The sequence below is a fragment of the Lactobacillus hominis DSM 23910 = CRBIP 24.179 genome (assembly GCF_000296835.1).
GTDB lineage: Bacteria > Bacillota > Bacilli > Lactobacillales > Lactobacillaceae > Lactobacillus > Lactobacillus hominis.
In genome coordinates, this window is record NZ_CAKE01000035.1 from 60,341 (window position 1) to 75,536 (window position 15,196).

The window sequence follows — 15,196 nt, forward strand, 5'->3', positions numbered from 1 at the left end:
GCTGCCTCCATTGCCTAAATATTAACTACTATACGATTTTAACATAAATTAAATTAGAATGCGAAAAATACTAGTCCCAATTAAAATATTATTTTTGAGCAAAAGAAAAAGGCCTCAATGAGACCTTTTTCATATAACAAGCAATTAGAATTGTTTGTGTAAGTTGTAGAAACTATGAATACCTAAGTATTGGCTAGTTGAACCTAAAGCTTCTTCAATACGCATTAATTGGTTGTATTTAGCAATTCTGTCAGTTCTTGACATTGAACCAGTCTTAATTTGACCAGCGTTAGTTGCAACAACCAAGTCAGCAATAGTAGTATCTTCAGTTTCACCTGAACGGTGAGAAACAACTGCAGTGTAACCAGCTTCTTTTGCCATTTCGATAGCATCAAAAGTTTCAGTCAAAGTACCAATTTGGTTAACCTTGATCAAAATTGAGTTAGCTACACCCATTTGGATACCCTTCTTCAAGTAGTTAGTGTTAGTTACGAATAAGTCATCACCAACGATTTGAACCTTACTGCCTAAACGATCAGTGAAAGTCTTCCAACCTTCCCAATCATTTTCGTCAAGAGGATCTTCAACAGAAATTACTGGGTACTTGTCTACTAAATCTTCAATTAATGAAGTCCATTCTTCAGCAGTGTATTCACGACCATCTGCTACAGTAACGTACTTCTTAGTTTCCTTGTTGTAGAATTCTGAAGCAGCACAGTCAAAGGCAATAGCAATGTCTTCACCTGGCTTGTAGCCAGCACGTTGAATAGCTTCTACTAAGATTTCGAATGGTTCTTCATTGTTCTTCAAGTTAGGAGCAAAACCACCTTCATCACCAACAGAAGTTGCTTCACCACGTTCTTGCAAAATTCCCTTCAAAGTGTGGAAAGTTTCTGCACCCATTCTTACAGCTTCATGAATTGAGCTTGCACCAACCGGCATAATCATGAATTCTTGAATATCAACATTGTTATCTGCGTGCTTACCACCGTTAATAACGTTCATCATTGGGGTTGGTAAAACATGAGCGTTTGGTCCACCTAAGTATTCGTATAATGGTAAACCAAGTTCATCTGCTGCAGCACGTGCACTTGCCAAAGATACTGACAAGATTGCGTTAGCACCCAAGCGACCTTTGTTTGGAGTACCATCTAAATCTAACATAGTTTGGTCAATTAAACGTTGATCAGTAACGTCCAAGCCAATAACAGCTTTAGCAATTTCACCGTTAACGTTTTCAACAGCAGTCAATACTCCTTGACCACCAAAACGTGACTTGTCGCCATCTCTTAATTCAACTGCTTCATGTTCACCAGTAGATGCACCAGAAGGAACAATAGCACGACCAAAGCCACCTAATTCAGTATAAACTTCAGCTTCAACAGTAGGGTTACCACGAGAGTCAAGCACTTCACGTGCGTGAATATCAGTAATTACAGACATGGAAATTCTCCTTTATAATCCGTTAAAATAAATTGTTTACAATATTAAAAATTAATCTTGGTAGTTAACTAAAGCTAAGAATGATTCTGGATCAAGTGAAGCTCCACCAACTAAACCACCATCAATATCAGGTTTAGACATTAATTCTTTTACGTTAGCTGGCTTTACTGAACCACCGTATTGAATACGAACGTTTTCAGCAGTTTCTTCGTTGTACAAGTCTTTTACAGTTTCACGAATAGTCTTACACATTTCTTCTGCTTGATCAGCAGAAGCAGTTTTACCAGTACCAATAGCCCAAATTGGTTCGTAAGCAATGACAAGTTTAGAAACTTGATCTGCACTTAAACCTTCTAAAGCAGCTTTAATTTGAGCAACTACCCATTCTTCTTGCTTGTTAGCTTCACGAGTTTCAAGTGATTCACCACAGCAAATGATTGGAGTAACGCCATTAGCAAACAAAGCCTTAGCTTTCTTGTTAATGTCTTCGTCAGTTTCGTGGAAGTAACCACGACGTTCTGAGTGACCAATAATACAATAGTCAATACCCATTTCGTTTAAAACTTTAGGTGAAGTTTCACCAGTAAATGCACCTTCAACTTCAAAGTATGCATTTTCTGCACCAGTATGTAAATTTGAGCCTTCAGCAGTCTTCTTTAAAACATAAAGGTCAACTGCAGGTGCAGCGATAACTGATTCAACTTTACTTGGATCAGGTAACTTACCCTTAACTGCATTAACAAATTCAACTGTTTGTTCAGGGTTCATATGTAACTTCCAGTTACCGGCAATAATTGGTGTACGCATTTAAAAATTCCTCCTAATATTACTTGTCAGAAACGCAAGCGATTCCTGGTAATTCCTTACCTTCAAGGTAGTTAAGTGAAGCACCACCACCAGTAGAAATGTGGCTAATCTTAGGAGCGATACCCAATTGCTTAGCAGCTGCAGTTGAGTCACCACCACCGATAATAGTTACAGCGTCTTTCAAGTCAGCTAATGCACGACCAACTTCCAAAGTACCTTCAGCGTAGTTTGGCATTTCGAATGCACCCATTGGTCCATTCCAAACAACAGTCTTTGCATCTTTTAAGATTTCTCTGAATTTTTCAACAGTCTTTGGACCGATATCAAGACCCATTTCGTTATCAGGAATATCATCACCAACAACTTCGTGAGGAGCATCGTTTGAGAATTCAGTTGCTGCAACATTATCTACAGGCAATACAATCTTGTCGCCTGCTTTTTCTAATAATTCTTTAGCAAGATCAACTTTGTCAGCTTCAAATAATGATTTACCAATCTTGTGACCTTGAGCAGCTAAGAAAGTATAAGCCATACCACCACCGATTAAAATGTGATCTGACTTAGGAATTAAGTTTTCGATAACACCAATCTTGTCTGAAACCTTTGCCCCACCAAGAATAGTTACAAATGGGTGAACTGGGTTTTCAACAGCATCCCCTAAGAACTTGATTTCCTTTTCAAGTAAGTAGCCAGCTGCTGCAGGCTTACCAGCCTTCTTCATAGCAGTTGCGATACCAACATTTGAAGCGTGGCTTCTGTGCGCAGTACCAAATGCATCGTTCACAAAGACATCGCCCAAGCTTGCCCAGTATTCACCAAGTTTAGGATCGTTCTTTGATTCGCGCTTACCAAAGTCGTTATCAATATCTTGGAATCTAGTGTTTTCAAGAACGATTACATCGCCATCTTTCATGTTATCGATGGTTTCTTCAACTTCTTTACCTTCATTTTCAGGTACGAAAGTTACAGGTTTGTCTAATAATTCACTTAAACGTTCTGCAACTGGACGTAAAGATAATTCCTTCTTGTCAGCATCTGACTTAACACGTCCCAAGTGACTAAGCAAAATTGCTTTACCGCCATGTTCAATGATGTACTTGATAGTTGGCAATGCAGCAACGATACGGTTGTCATCACCAATAACACCATTTTTAATTGGAACATTAAAATCTACACGAACTAATACTTTTTTACCTTTAAGATCTTTAAGATCTGAAACAATTAATTTAGCCATTAAACTAATAAACCTCCATGATGGACTCTTTGAAAAAAGGCGGAGGAAGCAATTCCCTCCGCCTTCTCTCTGCAAAACTAATAATCAAATAATTAATAAATTAATGATTAAAGAGTAGCAAATTTCAATAAAGTACGAACCATTTGGCAAGTGAATGAGTATTCGTTGTCGTACCAAGCAACAGTCTTAACTAATTGCTTGTCACCTGCAGTAGTTACCATAGTTTGAGTTGGGTCAAAGATTGAACCAGCAGTTCTACCTAAGATATCGCTTGAAACAACGTTGTTGTCATCGTATTCAAATGAAGGAGTTTCGTACTTCTTCATAGCTGCGTTAACTTCGTCTGCAGTTACGCTTTTACCTAAGATAGTTACTAATTCAGTTACAGAACCATCTGGAACTGGAACACGTTGTGCGTGACCGTTCAACTTACCGTTCAATTCTGGAATTACAAGACCAATAGCCTTAGCAGCACCAGTTGAGTGAGGAATGATGTTGATTGCAGCAGCACGTGCTGAACGTAAGTTACCACCACGTACAGGACCATCCAAAATCATTTGAGTTGAAGTGTAAGCGTGGATAGTAGTCATAGTACCAACTTCAATGCCAAATTCTTTTTGTAAAGCATTAACCATTGGTGCCAATGAGTTAGTAGTACATGAACCAGCTGAAACGATCTTGTCGTCAGAAGTTAAAGTATCATCGTTTACACCGTAAACAATAGTCTTAAGGTCGTTACCTGCAGGAGCAGAAATTAAAACTCTCTTTGCACCAGCCTTAAGGTGAGCTTCTGACTTAGCTTTGCTAGTGTAGAAACCAGTACATTCAAGAACGAAGTCAACACCATCGTTCTTAACCCAAGGAATGTTTTGTGCTTGTGGTTCTGCGTATACACGGTACTTCTTGCCGTCTACAACGATTGAGTCTTCAGTTGCTGAAACTTCGTGGTTGAAAGTACCATGAGTTGAGTCGTACTTAAGTAAGTGTGCTAAAAGTGCTGGAGTAGTTAAGTCGTTGATTGCAACAACTTCAATATCTGAAGACTTTTCGCCTAAATCCATAATACGACGGAATGCTAAACGACCAATACGGCCGAAACCGTTAATACCAATTTTAACTGTCATATCCAATATTCCTCCTTAGGAATCTATGTAACAATTTATTTTAAACGGGAATTACTTCCCCTTTAAAACCATATTTGAGGCTCCTTCATCCGTGATTAACCACGTCTGCTTTGGAGCATGATGCATGTAAGCTCGAATTGCTTTAGCCTTGCTTGCGCCAGAGGCAATAGCAAATACATGGGGTATTTTGTCAAGATCTTCCAATTGCAATCCAATTCGCGGAATTCTCTCAACTAATCTGCCTTGTTGGTCGAAGAAATACCCAAAACATTCGGCCACAGCGCCTTTTTCACGAAGACGTGATTTAGTAATTGCATCTAAATTACGTCGCTTAGCCATCTCTTCAGCTAAACCGACTCCATGAATGGCGACATCACTATTATAAATGTTTGAAATCGCATTCGCAATGTCTGAATCTTGAATTAATAAATTTAAAGCTTCAGCAGAAACATTCTCTGGTAAATAAAGACCTTGATGTTTTCCGCCAGTGCGAGATGCCATTACTTGTGCAACAGTGTTACTTTGAAACTCAACACTCTCACCTAAAGCACCACGTCCTGGTACAAAAAGCAAATCCCGATATCTACTTAACTTAGGAGATAAATGAGCTGCAACTTGTGCAGTCGTCTTACCTCCCAAAACAGTGATGATATTCTTCCCTAATGGTAATAAAAGATCCAGAGCTGAATTAAGTTCTTCGCTCATCAAATCAAACACTCTGCTTTGACGATCGCTATCTCCAGGTACAACGATTACTCGCTCAATACCTAATTTTTTAGCTAATTTTCTTTCAATCTGACTAGCATTATATAGTCGATCGATCAAAGGCGCAGCTTCTTTTAAAGTGCGCTCCCCTTTATCTGTTAGAATCATTCCATAGCTTTTAACTTCAATAAGTCCGAGCTGCTTTAAATAATCGGTTTCAGTACGGATATTTCTCTCGCTTAATCCCAACTTTTGAGCTACAGTTCGTCTGCCTACTGGAGCTAGCATTGAAATTTGTTCTAAAACTAAGAAACGTTGTCGAACTATTTTCAGCATGTCAGGAACTAAGCTTTGCAACAAGGTTAAATCCGAGTCCATAACTTATCTCCTTCTATTGGGATCAAATTCGTCCCAAGATGTGTCGCTTGGCGACCCAAAAGCACTAAAAATATTAGAGAAATGTTGAATTAACACAAATTCTCCACTTCTCTTTTCGACATTTTTAGTATAGCAATATGCTTTTTAGAATTCAACCCCAAAACGCCTCTTTATAAAAACATAATTATCTTGGAGTAAACTTTAATTTTTGTTACAATATTATCTAGTTATGTTCCCTTAGTGTAATGGATCGCACGTAAGATTCCGGTTCTTAAAATCTCAGTTCGACTCTGAGGGGGAGCACTTTTAAGGCAAGTAGCGTTCGACTGCTTGCCTTTTATTTTAATTTAAATAGAGTTGACCGATAAACATTTGTGTGGTTTAATTAGCACTGTACTAATTAGAGTGCTAATTTTTATTTTTAGGAGGTAAAATTAATGCTCGTACCAACAGTTATCGAACAAACCGCACGTGGTGAACGTGCATATGACATTTATTCACGACTTTTAAAAGATAGAATTATTATGCTCAGCGGTGAAATTAACGACCAAATGGCAAATTCAATCATCGCTCAATTATTATTCTTAGATGCACAAGACAACACTAAAGACATTTCCCTTTACATTAACTCACCAGGTGGTGTAATTACATCTGGTTTAGCAATCATGGATACTATGAACTTTATTAAATCTGACGTATCTACTATTGCAATTGGTATGGCTGCATCTATGGCATCAATTCTTTTAACTTCAGGAACTAAGGGCAAGAGATTCGCCTTACCTAACTCAACTGTTTTAATCCACCAACCTTTAGGCGGTGCTCAGGGACAACAAACTGATATTCAAATTGCTGCCAACGAAATCCTAAAGAGTCGTAAAAAGATTAACGAAATCCTGCACGAAACTACTGGTCAACCATTAGAAAAGATTCAAAAAGATACTGAACGTGATAATTATCTTAGTGCTCAAGAAGCTAAGGATTACGGTTTAATCGATGAAATCATGGTTAACAAAAAGAAATAATATTAGTTAAAAAAATAAGAGTCGCAAATGCGACTCTTATTTTTTTACTCTAATTTTTTCAGCAAGTTCATGAATTTTATGAAAACGATGATTCACCCCGGATTTCGAAATTGGACCGTCAGGAACTCTTTGCGCCACTTCTTTTAAAGACAATTCCGGATTTTCTAGTCTAAAACGTGCAAGAATAGATAATTTTTCAGGTAGATTATCTAATCCACCATTTTCTTTCAATAACTGAATATCTTCAACTTGTTTAGCTGCTGCATTAGCAGTCTTTTTTAAATTAGCTGTATCACAATTTACTAATCGATTTACGGAATTACGCATATCTCTCATAATCCGCAAATCTTCAAAAGCAAGCATTGCATTTACAGCACCAACTACATGTAAAAAATCACCAATCTTTTCTGCCTCTTTGAGATACACAATATGTCCACTGCGCCTTTTAGTTTTTTTAGCGTTCAAGTAAAAATATTTATTCATTAATTCAGCTAAATCATTATTATGATTTTCATATAATGAATAAATCTCTAAGTGATAGCGACTAGTTTCTGGATTATTCACACTTCCCGAAGCAAGAAAAGCACCTCTCAAATATGACATCGCTCTCTGCTCGGAATCCATAATCTTTCTTGGAATTCCAGTGACTAATCCTAATTCATCATCAATAACTTGCAGATCCTTTAAGATATAATTGACGTCTTTTTGCAGGCGAACCAAATATTGATAATTTTTCTTTAATTTCATTTTTTTAGAAACGATCAATAACGGTTCTATGCCATAGGCAGTTTTAATTAAGGAAAAAATTCGGCGAGCTATGGCAGGATTTTCAGTCACAATGTCTAAATTAAAATGGCGATCATGAACTCCTAGCGTACCATTCATTCTTAAAAAAGCTGCCAATTCAGCTTTGGCATGCTCTGGATGAACAGGTAAACTAGTGAGTTCTTTTTTTACATCACTAGCATATGATCCCATTACGATTCCTGCTTTCGCCGACTATAAGCTTCAAATGCCAAGTTCAAAATTTCATCGGCCACTTTTTTACCATCATGAAATACTAAGCCACTATGCTGATCAATAAAGTCCGAAGTTATCACACGACAGTCTTGCTCTCTTAGCCCCTTAAAATCCATGGTCACAGGCTCTAAATATGCATCATAATCTGCAGGATTAAATTTTGACATGTCGATTTGAGCTCCATTAACTAAGGCAGTGTCTATATAATGGCCACCTAAATGTTCATTAATAACACGCACATGATCAGCTGCGGTAAAGTGGTCAGTTTCACCTTGCTGAGTCATGATATTGCAAATATAGATGACTTCAGCCTTAGTTTCTCTAACAGCTTGTCCTAAATTAGGAATCATTAAATTAGGCAAAATAGAAGTAAATAAGCTACCTGGTCCTAACACAACGGCATCAGCTTGCATAATCGCAGCTAAAACTGGCAATACTGCCTCAGGAGTTTGATCACTATCGCTATCAGTTACCCAAACACGCTTGATTCTTTTATCTTTTGAGGTGATTTCAGTTTCACCGGCTTGAATAGTTCCATCAACGAATTCAGCATTCAAAGTTAATGGTTCGTTTGATGCTGGAAAAATTCTTCCATCAACATGCATCATCTTGCTTAAAGCTTGAACTGCATCAAAGATATTTCCACGCATTTCGTTTAAAGCAGCAATAATTAAATTTCCAATCGCATGTCCTGCAAAAAAGTTATCGGACGAATTAAAACGATATTGAAAAATTTCTTTTTCTGCTTGAGGAATATCAGATAATGAAACTAAAACATTTCTAATATCACCAGGTGGTACAACGTTAATATAATTTCTGATTGCACCAGAGGAGCCACCATCATCGGCAACAGTTACGATTGCAGTAATTTCCGCATTTTGTTCTTTTAATGCATTCAATATCACTGGCAGCCCTGTCCCACCACCAATAACTACTATTTTGGGACGTCTACCTTTTATGACACGAACTATTTTATTTTCGCCATAAGCCATAAAAAGGTCTCCTTCCTATTTTCTAATATATCGACTTATCTCACGGTGAGAAATGTCAACTGGATACTTTTTAGATAAATCAACTGCTAGCTGTCTAGCAATTGAAACACTTCTGTGTTGACCACCAGTACAACCGATGGCAATAGTTAATTTTTCTTTTCCTTCTTTGATGTAACCAGGTATAGCTGTCTCTAACATATCCAAAAACTTAGCATAAAAGATTTTAGTTTCTGGTTTATCCATTACGTAGTTAAAAACTTTACGATCTAGCCCAGTAAATGGTTTTAATTGTGGAATATAAAATGGGTTTGGTAAAAAACGTACATCCATTACCACATCCGCATCAATTGGAATTCCGTACTTAAAGCCAAAACTCATAACTTCAATTGAAAAAGTACGTTTATGATTATCACTAAATTTATCAATTAATTTTGCTTTTAACTGTTTAGGAGTCAAATTTGAGGTATCAATGATAATATTCGCAATATTTTTAATATCGCTTAAAATTGCTCTTTCTTGTTGAATACCATCTAAAAGTCGTCCTTTATGAGCAAGCGGTGGCAAGCGACGTGTTTCTTTATATCTTGAAACTAGCGCATCATCAGATGCATCTAAGAAAACAATTGTAGATTGCACATTTTGACTGTCTTCTAAAGAGTTAACTTCTGTTTTTAAATCTTTGTAAAAACTGCGAGCTCTCAAGTCAATAACAACTGCAACTTTACTAAAGTCGTCAGAACTATTGATTAATTCCCAAAAGCTTCCTAACAGCTCAGGAGGAAGATTATCCACAACAAAATAACCCATATCCTCTAAAGATTTAATTGCAACTGTTTTACCTGCACCGCTCATTCCGGTAACAATTAATAGTTGTTTTTTTTGGTCAGACATAATATTGCCTCCTAACTTTAAGAATTATAACACACCGGGTGTTCCATTTTACTTGATTGCATAAAAAAAGTCTCAGTTTCCTGAGACTTTTAAAAATTAACGATGCATCCAAGCCATCATGATTTCGTTGAATCCAAATACAAGTAGCCAGAACGCAACTAGATAAACCATTGTAATTGCTGCAATAACTGGGTTAAAGAGCATTACAATCGCAATGATTAAACTGATAATACTTAAAATCAAACTAAAGATAAAGTATCCAGTTGAATATTGACGCAAATGAACAGAAAATACAATTCCTACAATAGAGTCAACTAAGAACCAAATTGCAAACAGAATTGCTAAAGTTAACCCACCTACTGCTCTAGAAGCCAAGAATAAAATACCGATAATAATATCAATAATACCAGATAAGACGGTAACCCAGCTTAAATCAAATAAGTTTCTAAATCTTGAGTAAGCTGAAATCCATAAAATACCTTGCATGATTGAAAGAATACCAAATAAGAAAACAAAAGTTTTAAAACTTCTATCAGGATAACTCATTACAAGAATACCAGCTACGACTAGTAAAATACCTCCGACTAAAGCACCCCAGTCAAAACCTTGATGCTTATCAGAGCCAGAAAAATTATTCATTTTTATTTCCTCCCTGCTGATATTTTACTCTTCTTTATAAAAATTTTAAATTCTTGAAGCTTTATTTTCTTTAGTTAGCTTGGTGTCTCTTTCAAGTACAGGTTTAAGATATTGACCGGTATAACTTTCTTTAACTTTCACAACATCTTCAGGAGTACCAGTAGCTACGATTTGTCCGCCACCTTCTCCTCCTTCAGGACCTAAATCAATTAACCAATCCGCATTTTTAATAACATCTAAATTATGTTCGATAATTAAGACTGTATTTCCTTCATCCACTAAGCGCTGGAGCACTTCTAACAAGCGCTTGATGTCATCAGTATGCAAACCCGTTGTTGGTTCGTCGAGAATATAAAAATTATTGCCAGTAGATAATTTTTGCAATTCACCAGCTAATTTCATTCTTTGAGCTTCTCCACCAGACAAAGTTGTTGCTGATTGGCCCAATTTTACGTAGCCTAAACCAACATCAACTATAGTTTGCAATTTGCGATGAATCTTTGGAATATTTTCAAAGAACTTGCATGCTTCATTAATTGTCATATCTAAAACTTGAGCAATATTTTTTTCACGATATGTAACTTCTAAAGTTTCAGAATTATAACGTGTACCATGACATACTTCACACGGAACATATACATCCGGTAAGAAATTCATTTCGATCTTGATGATTCCGTCACCATGACAAGCTTCACAACGTCCACCTTTAACATTAAATGAAAATCTTGCCTTAGTATAGCCACGCATTTTTGCTTCATTAGTTTGAGCAAATAAAGCACGAATATCATCAAATACCGAAGTATAAGTTGCTGGATTACTCCGTGGAGTTCTTCCGATTGGACTTTGATCAATATCGATTATTTTTTCAATATTTTTATAGCCAGAAATTGATTTATACTTACCCGGCTTTTCAGAGTTATTATTTAATTTTTGAGCCAAGGCTCTTTTCAAAATTAAATTAACTAAAGTTGATTTTCCTGAACCAGAAACTCCAGTAACTACTACAAATTTTCCAAGTGGAAAACTTACGTCGATATCTTTAAGATTGTTTTCTTGAGCACCTTTAATTTTAATAGCTTTACCATTTCCTTTTCTGCGCTGCAAAGGAACGGGTACAAATTTTTTGCCTGAAAGATACTGACCAGTTAAAGAATTTGGATTTTTCATTACTTCTTGTGGAGTACCAGCAGCCATTACTTGACCACCATATACTCCAGCACCTGGTCCCATATCAATTAGATAATCGGCCTGCTTCATTGTTTCATCGTCATGTTCAACAACAATTAATGAATTGCCTAAATCACGCATTTTCTTTAAAGAAGAAATCAAACGATCATTATCTCTTTGATGCAAACCAATAGAAGGCTCATCTAAGATATACATTACCCCAGATAAATTTGAGCCAATTTGAGTAGCTAATCTAATACGTTGGGCCTCTCCACCTGAAAGAGTTCTGGCAGATCGCGAAAGCGTTAAATAATCTAATCCAACATTTATCAAGAAAGTTAAACGATCATCGACTTCTTTTAAAATTGGCTTAGCGATCATTACATCTTGATCAGAAAGTTTAACCGCTTCAAAAAATTTCAAAGCTATTTCTATGGAAAGATCGGATGCTTGAGCAATATCTAACCCATTTACTTTTACAGCTAATGCTTTTTCATTTAATCGCTTTCCATGACAAACTGGGCACGTTAATTCAGTCATATACTTACCCATTGCATCCCGCATAAAGCTCGACATTGGATGATTATAGCGTCGATCAATATTATTAATGATACCTTCAAATTCTTGAGTTGTATCATTAACACCGAAATCTCCATGAAGATGAAACTTAATTTTCTTCTTGCTACCGTATAAGATAGTGTCTTTTTGCTTTTTAGTTAATTTTGAAAAAGGCTTATCCATTGGAATTTTTAGTGCTTCGCAAGCTTGAGTTAGCATTTCAGTATAATACTTAGAATTTTTCCAAGGAATTAATGCGCCTTGCTGCAAAGTTAAACTTTTATCTGGAATAACTAAATCTTCGTCAACTGCTAGCTTCATTCCTAACCCATCGCAATTGCTGCAAGCGCCAAACGGTGCATTAAATGAGAAAAGTCGTGGCTCCATTTCTCCAACAGTAAAACCACACTTAGGACAAGCATAAAACTCAGAAAAATTAATTTTCTTATCGCCAATAATATCAATATCCATGTAGCCTTCAGAAAGTCTGAGTGCAGCTTCAATTGAATCAAACAGACGACTACGAATGCTGTCTTTTACAACCAAACGATCGACCACAATATCAATTGAATGCTTTTTATTTTTATCCAATTCAAATCCTTCACTGATATCATGCATCTCACCATCAACAATAACTCTTACATATCCCGCTCTTTGGATACGCTTAAAGACTTCTTTATGCTCACCACGTTTTGCACGAATGACAGGCGATAATACTTGAATCTTTGATCTTTCTGGCAGCTGCATAACTCGATCTACCATTTGATCCACGCTTTGACTTTCGATCAAAGTACCATCGTTAGGACAAATAGGTTTTCCAACACGCGCCCACAACAATCTCAAATAATCGTTAATCTCAGTAACTGTTCCAACTGTTGAACGCGGATTGTGAGAAGTAGTTTTTTGGTCGATAGAAATAGCTGGATTTAACCCATCAATTGAATCAACGTCAGCTTTATCCATTTGACCTAAAAATTGTCTAGCATAACTCGATAAAGATTCAACATATCTACGTCGCCCTTCAGCATACAAAGTATCAAAAGCCAAAGAACTTTTTCCTGAACCAGATAATCCGGTAACAACTACAAGCTTATCTTTAGGAATGGTTAAACTGATATCTTTTAAATTATGTTCACGTGCACCATGAATGACAATTTTATCATTTACCATTTATTTTTGAGCCTTTTCTTGTCTTTTTATTAGTAACTTGCTTTTTCAAATCCATAATTGCATCACGCAAATTGGCAGCCTCTTCAAAATCAAGCTTTTTAGCTGCTTCTTGCATTTGTGCAGTCAAGTTCTTGATCATAGTTTGCTTTTGCTTCTTAGTCAATTCATCAAAGTTAAGATCGCTAAAGCTTTCTTTATTATCAGATTCATCTTCGCTAACTTTAGTAGCAGAAATCACATCACGAATTGGTTTAACAATTGTTTTAGGAGTAATGCCATGTTCTTTGTTAAACTGCATTTGAAGCTGACGCCGTCTATTAGTAGCATCGATAGCTTCTTTCATCGAATCGGTTATCGTATCGGCATACATAATTACTTGTCCATTTGCGTTACGTGCAGCACGCCCAATCGTCTGAACTAACGGCCGAGTTGAACGCAAAAAGCCTTCTTTATCTGCGTCCAAGATTGCAACAAGTGAAACTTCAGGCACATCGATACCTTCTCTTAACAGGTTTATTCCGATTAAGACATCGAATTTTCCTAACCGCAAATCTCTAATAATTTGCATTCTTTCTAAAGTCTTGATATCAGAATGGAGATATCTAACTTTGATTCCCAGATCCTTCAAATAATCAGTAAGATCTTCAGCCATTTTCTTAGTCAAAGTAGTTACGAAGACACGCTCATTTTTATCAATACGCTTGTTGATTTCTCCAACTAAATCGTCGATTTGACCATCAATTGGCCGAACATCAATCTTAGGATCAAGCAATCCAGTGGGTCTGATAATTTGTTCTACTTTATGATCAGTTTGACTTAACTCATAATCGCCGGGAGTTGCAGAAACATACATAATTTGATTAACATGTTTTTCAAATTCTTCCAGCTTTAATGGACGGTTATCTAAAGCAGACGGAAGACGAAAACCGTAATCAATTAAAGTTTCTTTTCGTTTGCGATCCCCATTATACATAGCCTTGATTTCTGGCATTGTTGCGTGTGATTCATCAATCAAAATCAAGAAATCATCCGGGAAGAAATCAAGCAAAGTATACGGCGGCTCGCCTGCTTTTCGACCATCCATATAACGAGAATAGTTTTCAATACCGTTGGTATATCCAACTTCACTCATCATTTCAATATCATAAGTAGTACGCTGTTTAATACGTTGCGCCTCAAGGAGTTTTCCTTCACCTTCAAACTTTTTCACTTGAAGATTCATTTCATCTTTTATCCCGGCTAAAGCACGCTGCATTTTTTCATCATTGGTCATAAAGTGGGTCGCAGGAAACAGCGATACTTGCTCTCTTTCGCCAATGATTTCACCAGTTAAAGAATCTACCTCAGTAATTCGATCGATTTCATCGCCAAAAAATTCAATTCTAAATGAATGCTCTGAATTTCCAGCAGGAAAAATTTCTACTATATCGCCTCTAACTCTGAAGCGACCTCTCTGAAAATCGATATCGTTGCGATCATATTGAATATTTACTAAATCACGTAATAACAAATCACGACTATATTCTTGTCCCTCACGCAATGAAATAACACTTTTGGCATACTCATTTGGATCACCCAAACCAAAAATAGATGAAACAGATGCAACGACAATCGTATCGTTACGTTCCATCAAGGCTGAAGTAGCTGCGTGACGCAATTGGTCTATTTCATCATTAATTGATGAATCTTTTTCAATATAGGTGTCAGAACTCGGAACATAGGCTTCAGGCTGATAATAATCATAGTATGAAACAAAGTATTCTACAGCATTATTAGGAAAAAAATCCTTAAATTCGCCGTATAGCTGCCCTACTAAAGTCTTATTATGAGAAATAACTAGAGTAGGTTTATTCAAACGCGCGATAACATTCGCCATAGTAAAGGTCTTCCCAGTACCGGTTGCACCTTCTAATATCTGTTGTTTTTCTCCCTGCTTGAAGCCAGCAGTCAATTTATCAATAGCTTGTTGCTGGTCGCCAGCAGGTTTGAATTTTGAGACAAGCTCGAATTTACGATCTTTTTGACGTCTAATCATTATTCTTGTCC

12 protein-coding genes are annotated in these 15,196 nt (G+C 36.6%); 1 reads left to right on the forward strand and 11 read right to left on the reverse strand.

All coding sequences use genetic code 11. The annotated features are described in order from the left end of the window. Window positions 1–144 precede the first annotated feature (144 nt). The 5 genes from eno to BN55_RS09385 form a co-directional block, all read right to left on the reverse strand. Window positions 145–1,443 carry a phosphopyruvate hydratase gene (gene eno, locus BN55_RS09365; protein ID WP_008471907.1) on the reverse strand — a complete coding sequence of 433 codons (1,299 nt, stop codon included), beginning with the start codon at window positions 1,441–1,443 and terminating at the stop codon, window positions 145–147. Between the two features lie 51 nt (window positions 1,444–1,494). Continuing rightward, window positions 1,495–2,250, reverse strand: coding sequence for a triose-phosphate isomerase (gene tpiA, locus BN55_RS09370; protein ID WP_008471908.1), 756 nt, complete (start codon window positions 2,248–2,250; stop codon window positions 1,495–1,497). 19 nt (window positions 2,251–2,269) lie between these two features. After that, window positions 2,270–3,484 carry a phosphoglycerate kinase gene (locus tag BN55_RS09375; protein ID WP_008471909.1) on the reverse strand — a complete coding sequence of 405 codons (1,215 nt, stop codon included), beginning with the start codon at window positions 3,482–3,484 and terminating at the stop codon, window positions 2,270–2,272. A gap of 107 nt (window positions 3,485–3,591) precedes the next feature. Further along, the gene (gene gap / locus BN55_RS09380; protein WP_040469590.1) at window positions 3,592–4,608 is read right to left on the reverse strand and encodes a type I glyceraldehyde-3-phosphate dehydrogenase; all 1,017 of its coding nucleotides are present in this window, start codon (window positions 4,606–4,608) and stop codon (window positions 3,592–3,594) included. Window positions 4,609–4,659: 51 nt separating this feature from the next. Further along, complete coding sequence (locus BN55_RS09385) at window positions 4,660–5,691, reverse strand: sugar-binding transcriptional regulator (RefSeq protein WP_008471911.1); 1,032 nt, start codon at window positions 5,689–5,691, stop codon at window positions 4,660–4,662. A 437-nt stretch (window positions 5,692–6,128) separates the two neighbouring features. On the opposite strand from BN55_RS09385, the gene clpP reads away from it, so the two are divergent. Beyond that, window positions 6,129–6,713: an ATP-dependent Clp endopeptidase proteolytic subunit ClpP gene (gene clpP, locus BN55_RS09390; protein ID WP_008471913.1), complete on the forward strand. Its 585-nt coding sequence runs from the start codon at window positions 6,129–6,131 to the stop codon at window positions 6,711–6,713. A gap of 36 nt (window positions 6,714–6,749) precedes the next feature. On the opposite strand, the gene whiA is transcribed toward clpP, so the two are convergent. The 6 genes from whiA to uvrB all read right to left on the reverse strand — a co-directional run bounded on the left by whiA (window position 6,750) and on the right by uvrB (window position 15,185). Further along, on the reverse strand, window positions 6,750–7,691 hold the full coding sequence (whiA, locus tag BN55_RS09395) for a DNA-binding protein WhiA (protein WP_008471915.1): 942 nt from the start codon (window positions 7,689–7,691) through the stop codon (window positions 6,750–6,752). Beyond that, a complete protein-coding gene (locus tag BN55_RS09400; RefSeq protein ID WP_008471916.1) occupies window positions 7,691–8,725 on the reverse strand; it encodes a gluconeogenesis factor YvcK family protein in 1,035 nt (344 codons plus the stop codon). Before BN55_RS09400 ends, whiA begins: the two co-directional genes overlap by 1 nt. A 15-nt stretch (window positions 8,726–8,740) precedes the next feature. Then, the gene (gene rapZ, locus BN55_RS09405) at window positions 8,741–9,616 is read right to left on the reverse strand and encodes an RNase adapter RapZ (RefSeq protein WP_008471917.1); all 876 of its coding nucleotides are present in this window, start codon (window positions 9,614–9,616) and stop codon (window positions 8,741–8,743) included. 96 nt (window positions 9,617–9,712) lie between these two features. Further along, a complete protein-coding gene (locus tag BN55_RS09410; RefSeq protein WP_008471918.1) occupies window positions 9,713–10,255 on the reverse strand; it encodes an HdeD family acid-resistance protein in 543 nt (180 codons plus the stop codon). Window positions 10,256–10,300: 45 nt separating this feature from the next. Further along, the gene (gene uvrA / locus BN55_RS09415; RefSeq protein ID WP_008471919.1) at window positions 10,301–13,150 is read right to left on the reverse strand and encodes an excinuclease ABC subunit UvrA; all 2,850 of its coding nucleotides are present in this window, start codon (window positions 13,148–13,150) and stop codon (window positions 10,301–10,303) included. Then, window positions 13,140–15,185 (reverse strand): excinuclease ABC subunit UvrB, encoded by a 2,046-nt coding sequence (gene uvrB, locus BN55_RS09420; protein ID WP_008471920.1) that lies wholly within the window; start codon window positions 15,183–15,185, stop codon window positions 13,140–13,142. Before uvrB ends, uvrA begins: the two co-directional genes overlap by 11 nt. Window positions 15,186–15,196 lie beyond the last annotated feature (11 nt).

Coding starts and splice junctions, on each gene's coding strand:
- rapZ (WP_008471917.1), bottom strand. CDS start 9,616: ATGTCTGACCAAAAAAAACAACTATTAATTGTTACCGGAATGAGCGGT.
- BN55_RS09375 (WP_008471909.1), bottom strand. CDS start 3,484: ATGGCTAAATTAATTGTTTCAGATCTTAAAGATCTTAAAGGTAAAAAA.
- whiA (WP_008471915.1), bottom strand. CDS start 7,691: ATGGGATCATATGCTAGTGATGTAAAAAAAGAACTCACTAGTTTACCT.
- clpP (WP_008471913.1), top strand. CDS start 6,129: ATGCTCGTACCAACAGTTATCGAACAAACCGCACGTGGTGAACGTGCA.
- eno (WP_008471907.1), bottom strand. CDS start 1,443: ATGTCTGTAATTACTGATATTCACGCACGTGAAGTGCTTGACTCTCGT.
- tpiA (WP_008471908.1), bottom strand. CDS start 2,250: ATGCGTACACCAATTATTGCCGGTAACTGGAAGTTACATATGAACCCT.
- BN55_RS09400 (WP_008471916.1), bottom strand. CDS start 8,725: ATGGCTTATGGCGAAAATAAAATAGTTCGTGTCATAAAAGGTAGACGT.
- BN55_RS09410 (WP_008471918.1), bottom strand. CDS start 10,255: ATGAATAATTTTTCTGGCTCTGATAAGCATCAAGGTTTTGACTGGGGT.
- BN55_RS09385 (WP_008471911.1), bottom strand. CDS start 5,691: ATGGACTCGGATTTAACCTTGTTGCAAAGCTTAGTTCCTGACATGCTG.
- uvrB (WP_008471920.1), bottom strand. CDS start 15,185: ATGATTAGACGTCAAAAAGATCGTAAATTCGAGCTTGTCTCAAAATTC.
- uvrA (WP_008471919.1), bottom strand. CDS start 13,150: ATGGTAAATGATAAAATTGTCATTCATGGTGCACGTGAACATAATTTA.
- gap (WP_040469590.1), bottom strand. CDS start 4,608: ATGACAGTTAAAATTGGTATTAACGGTTTCGGCCGTATTGGTCGTTTA.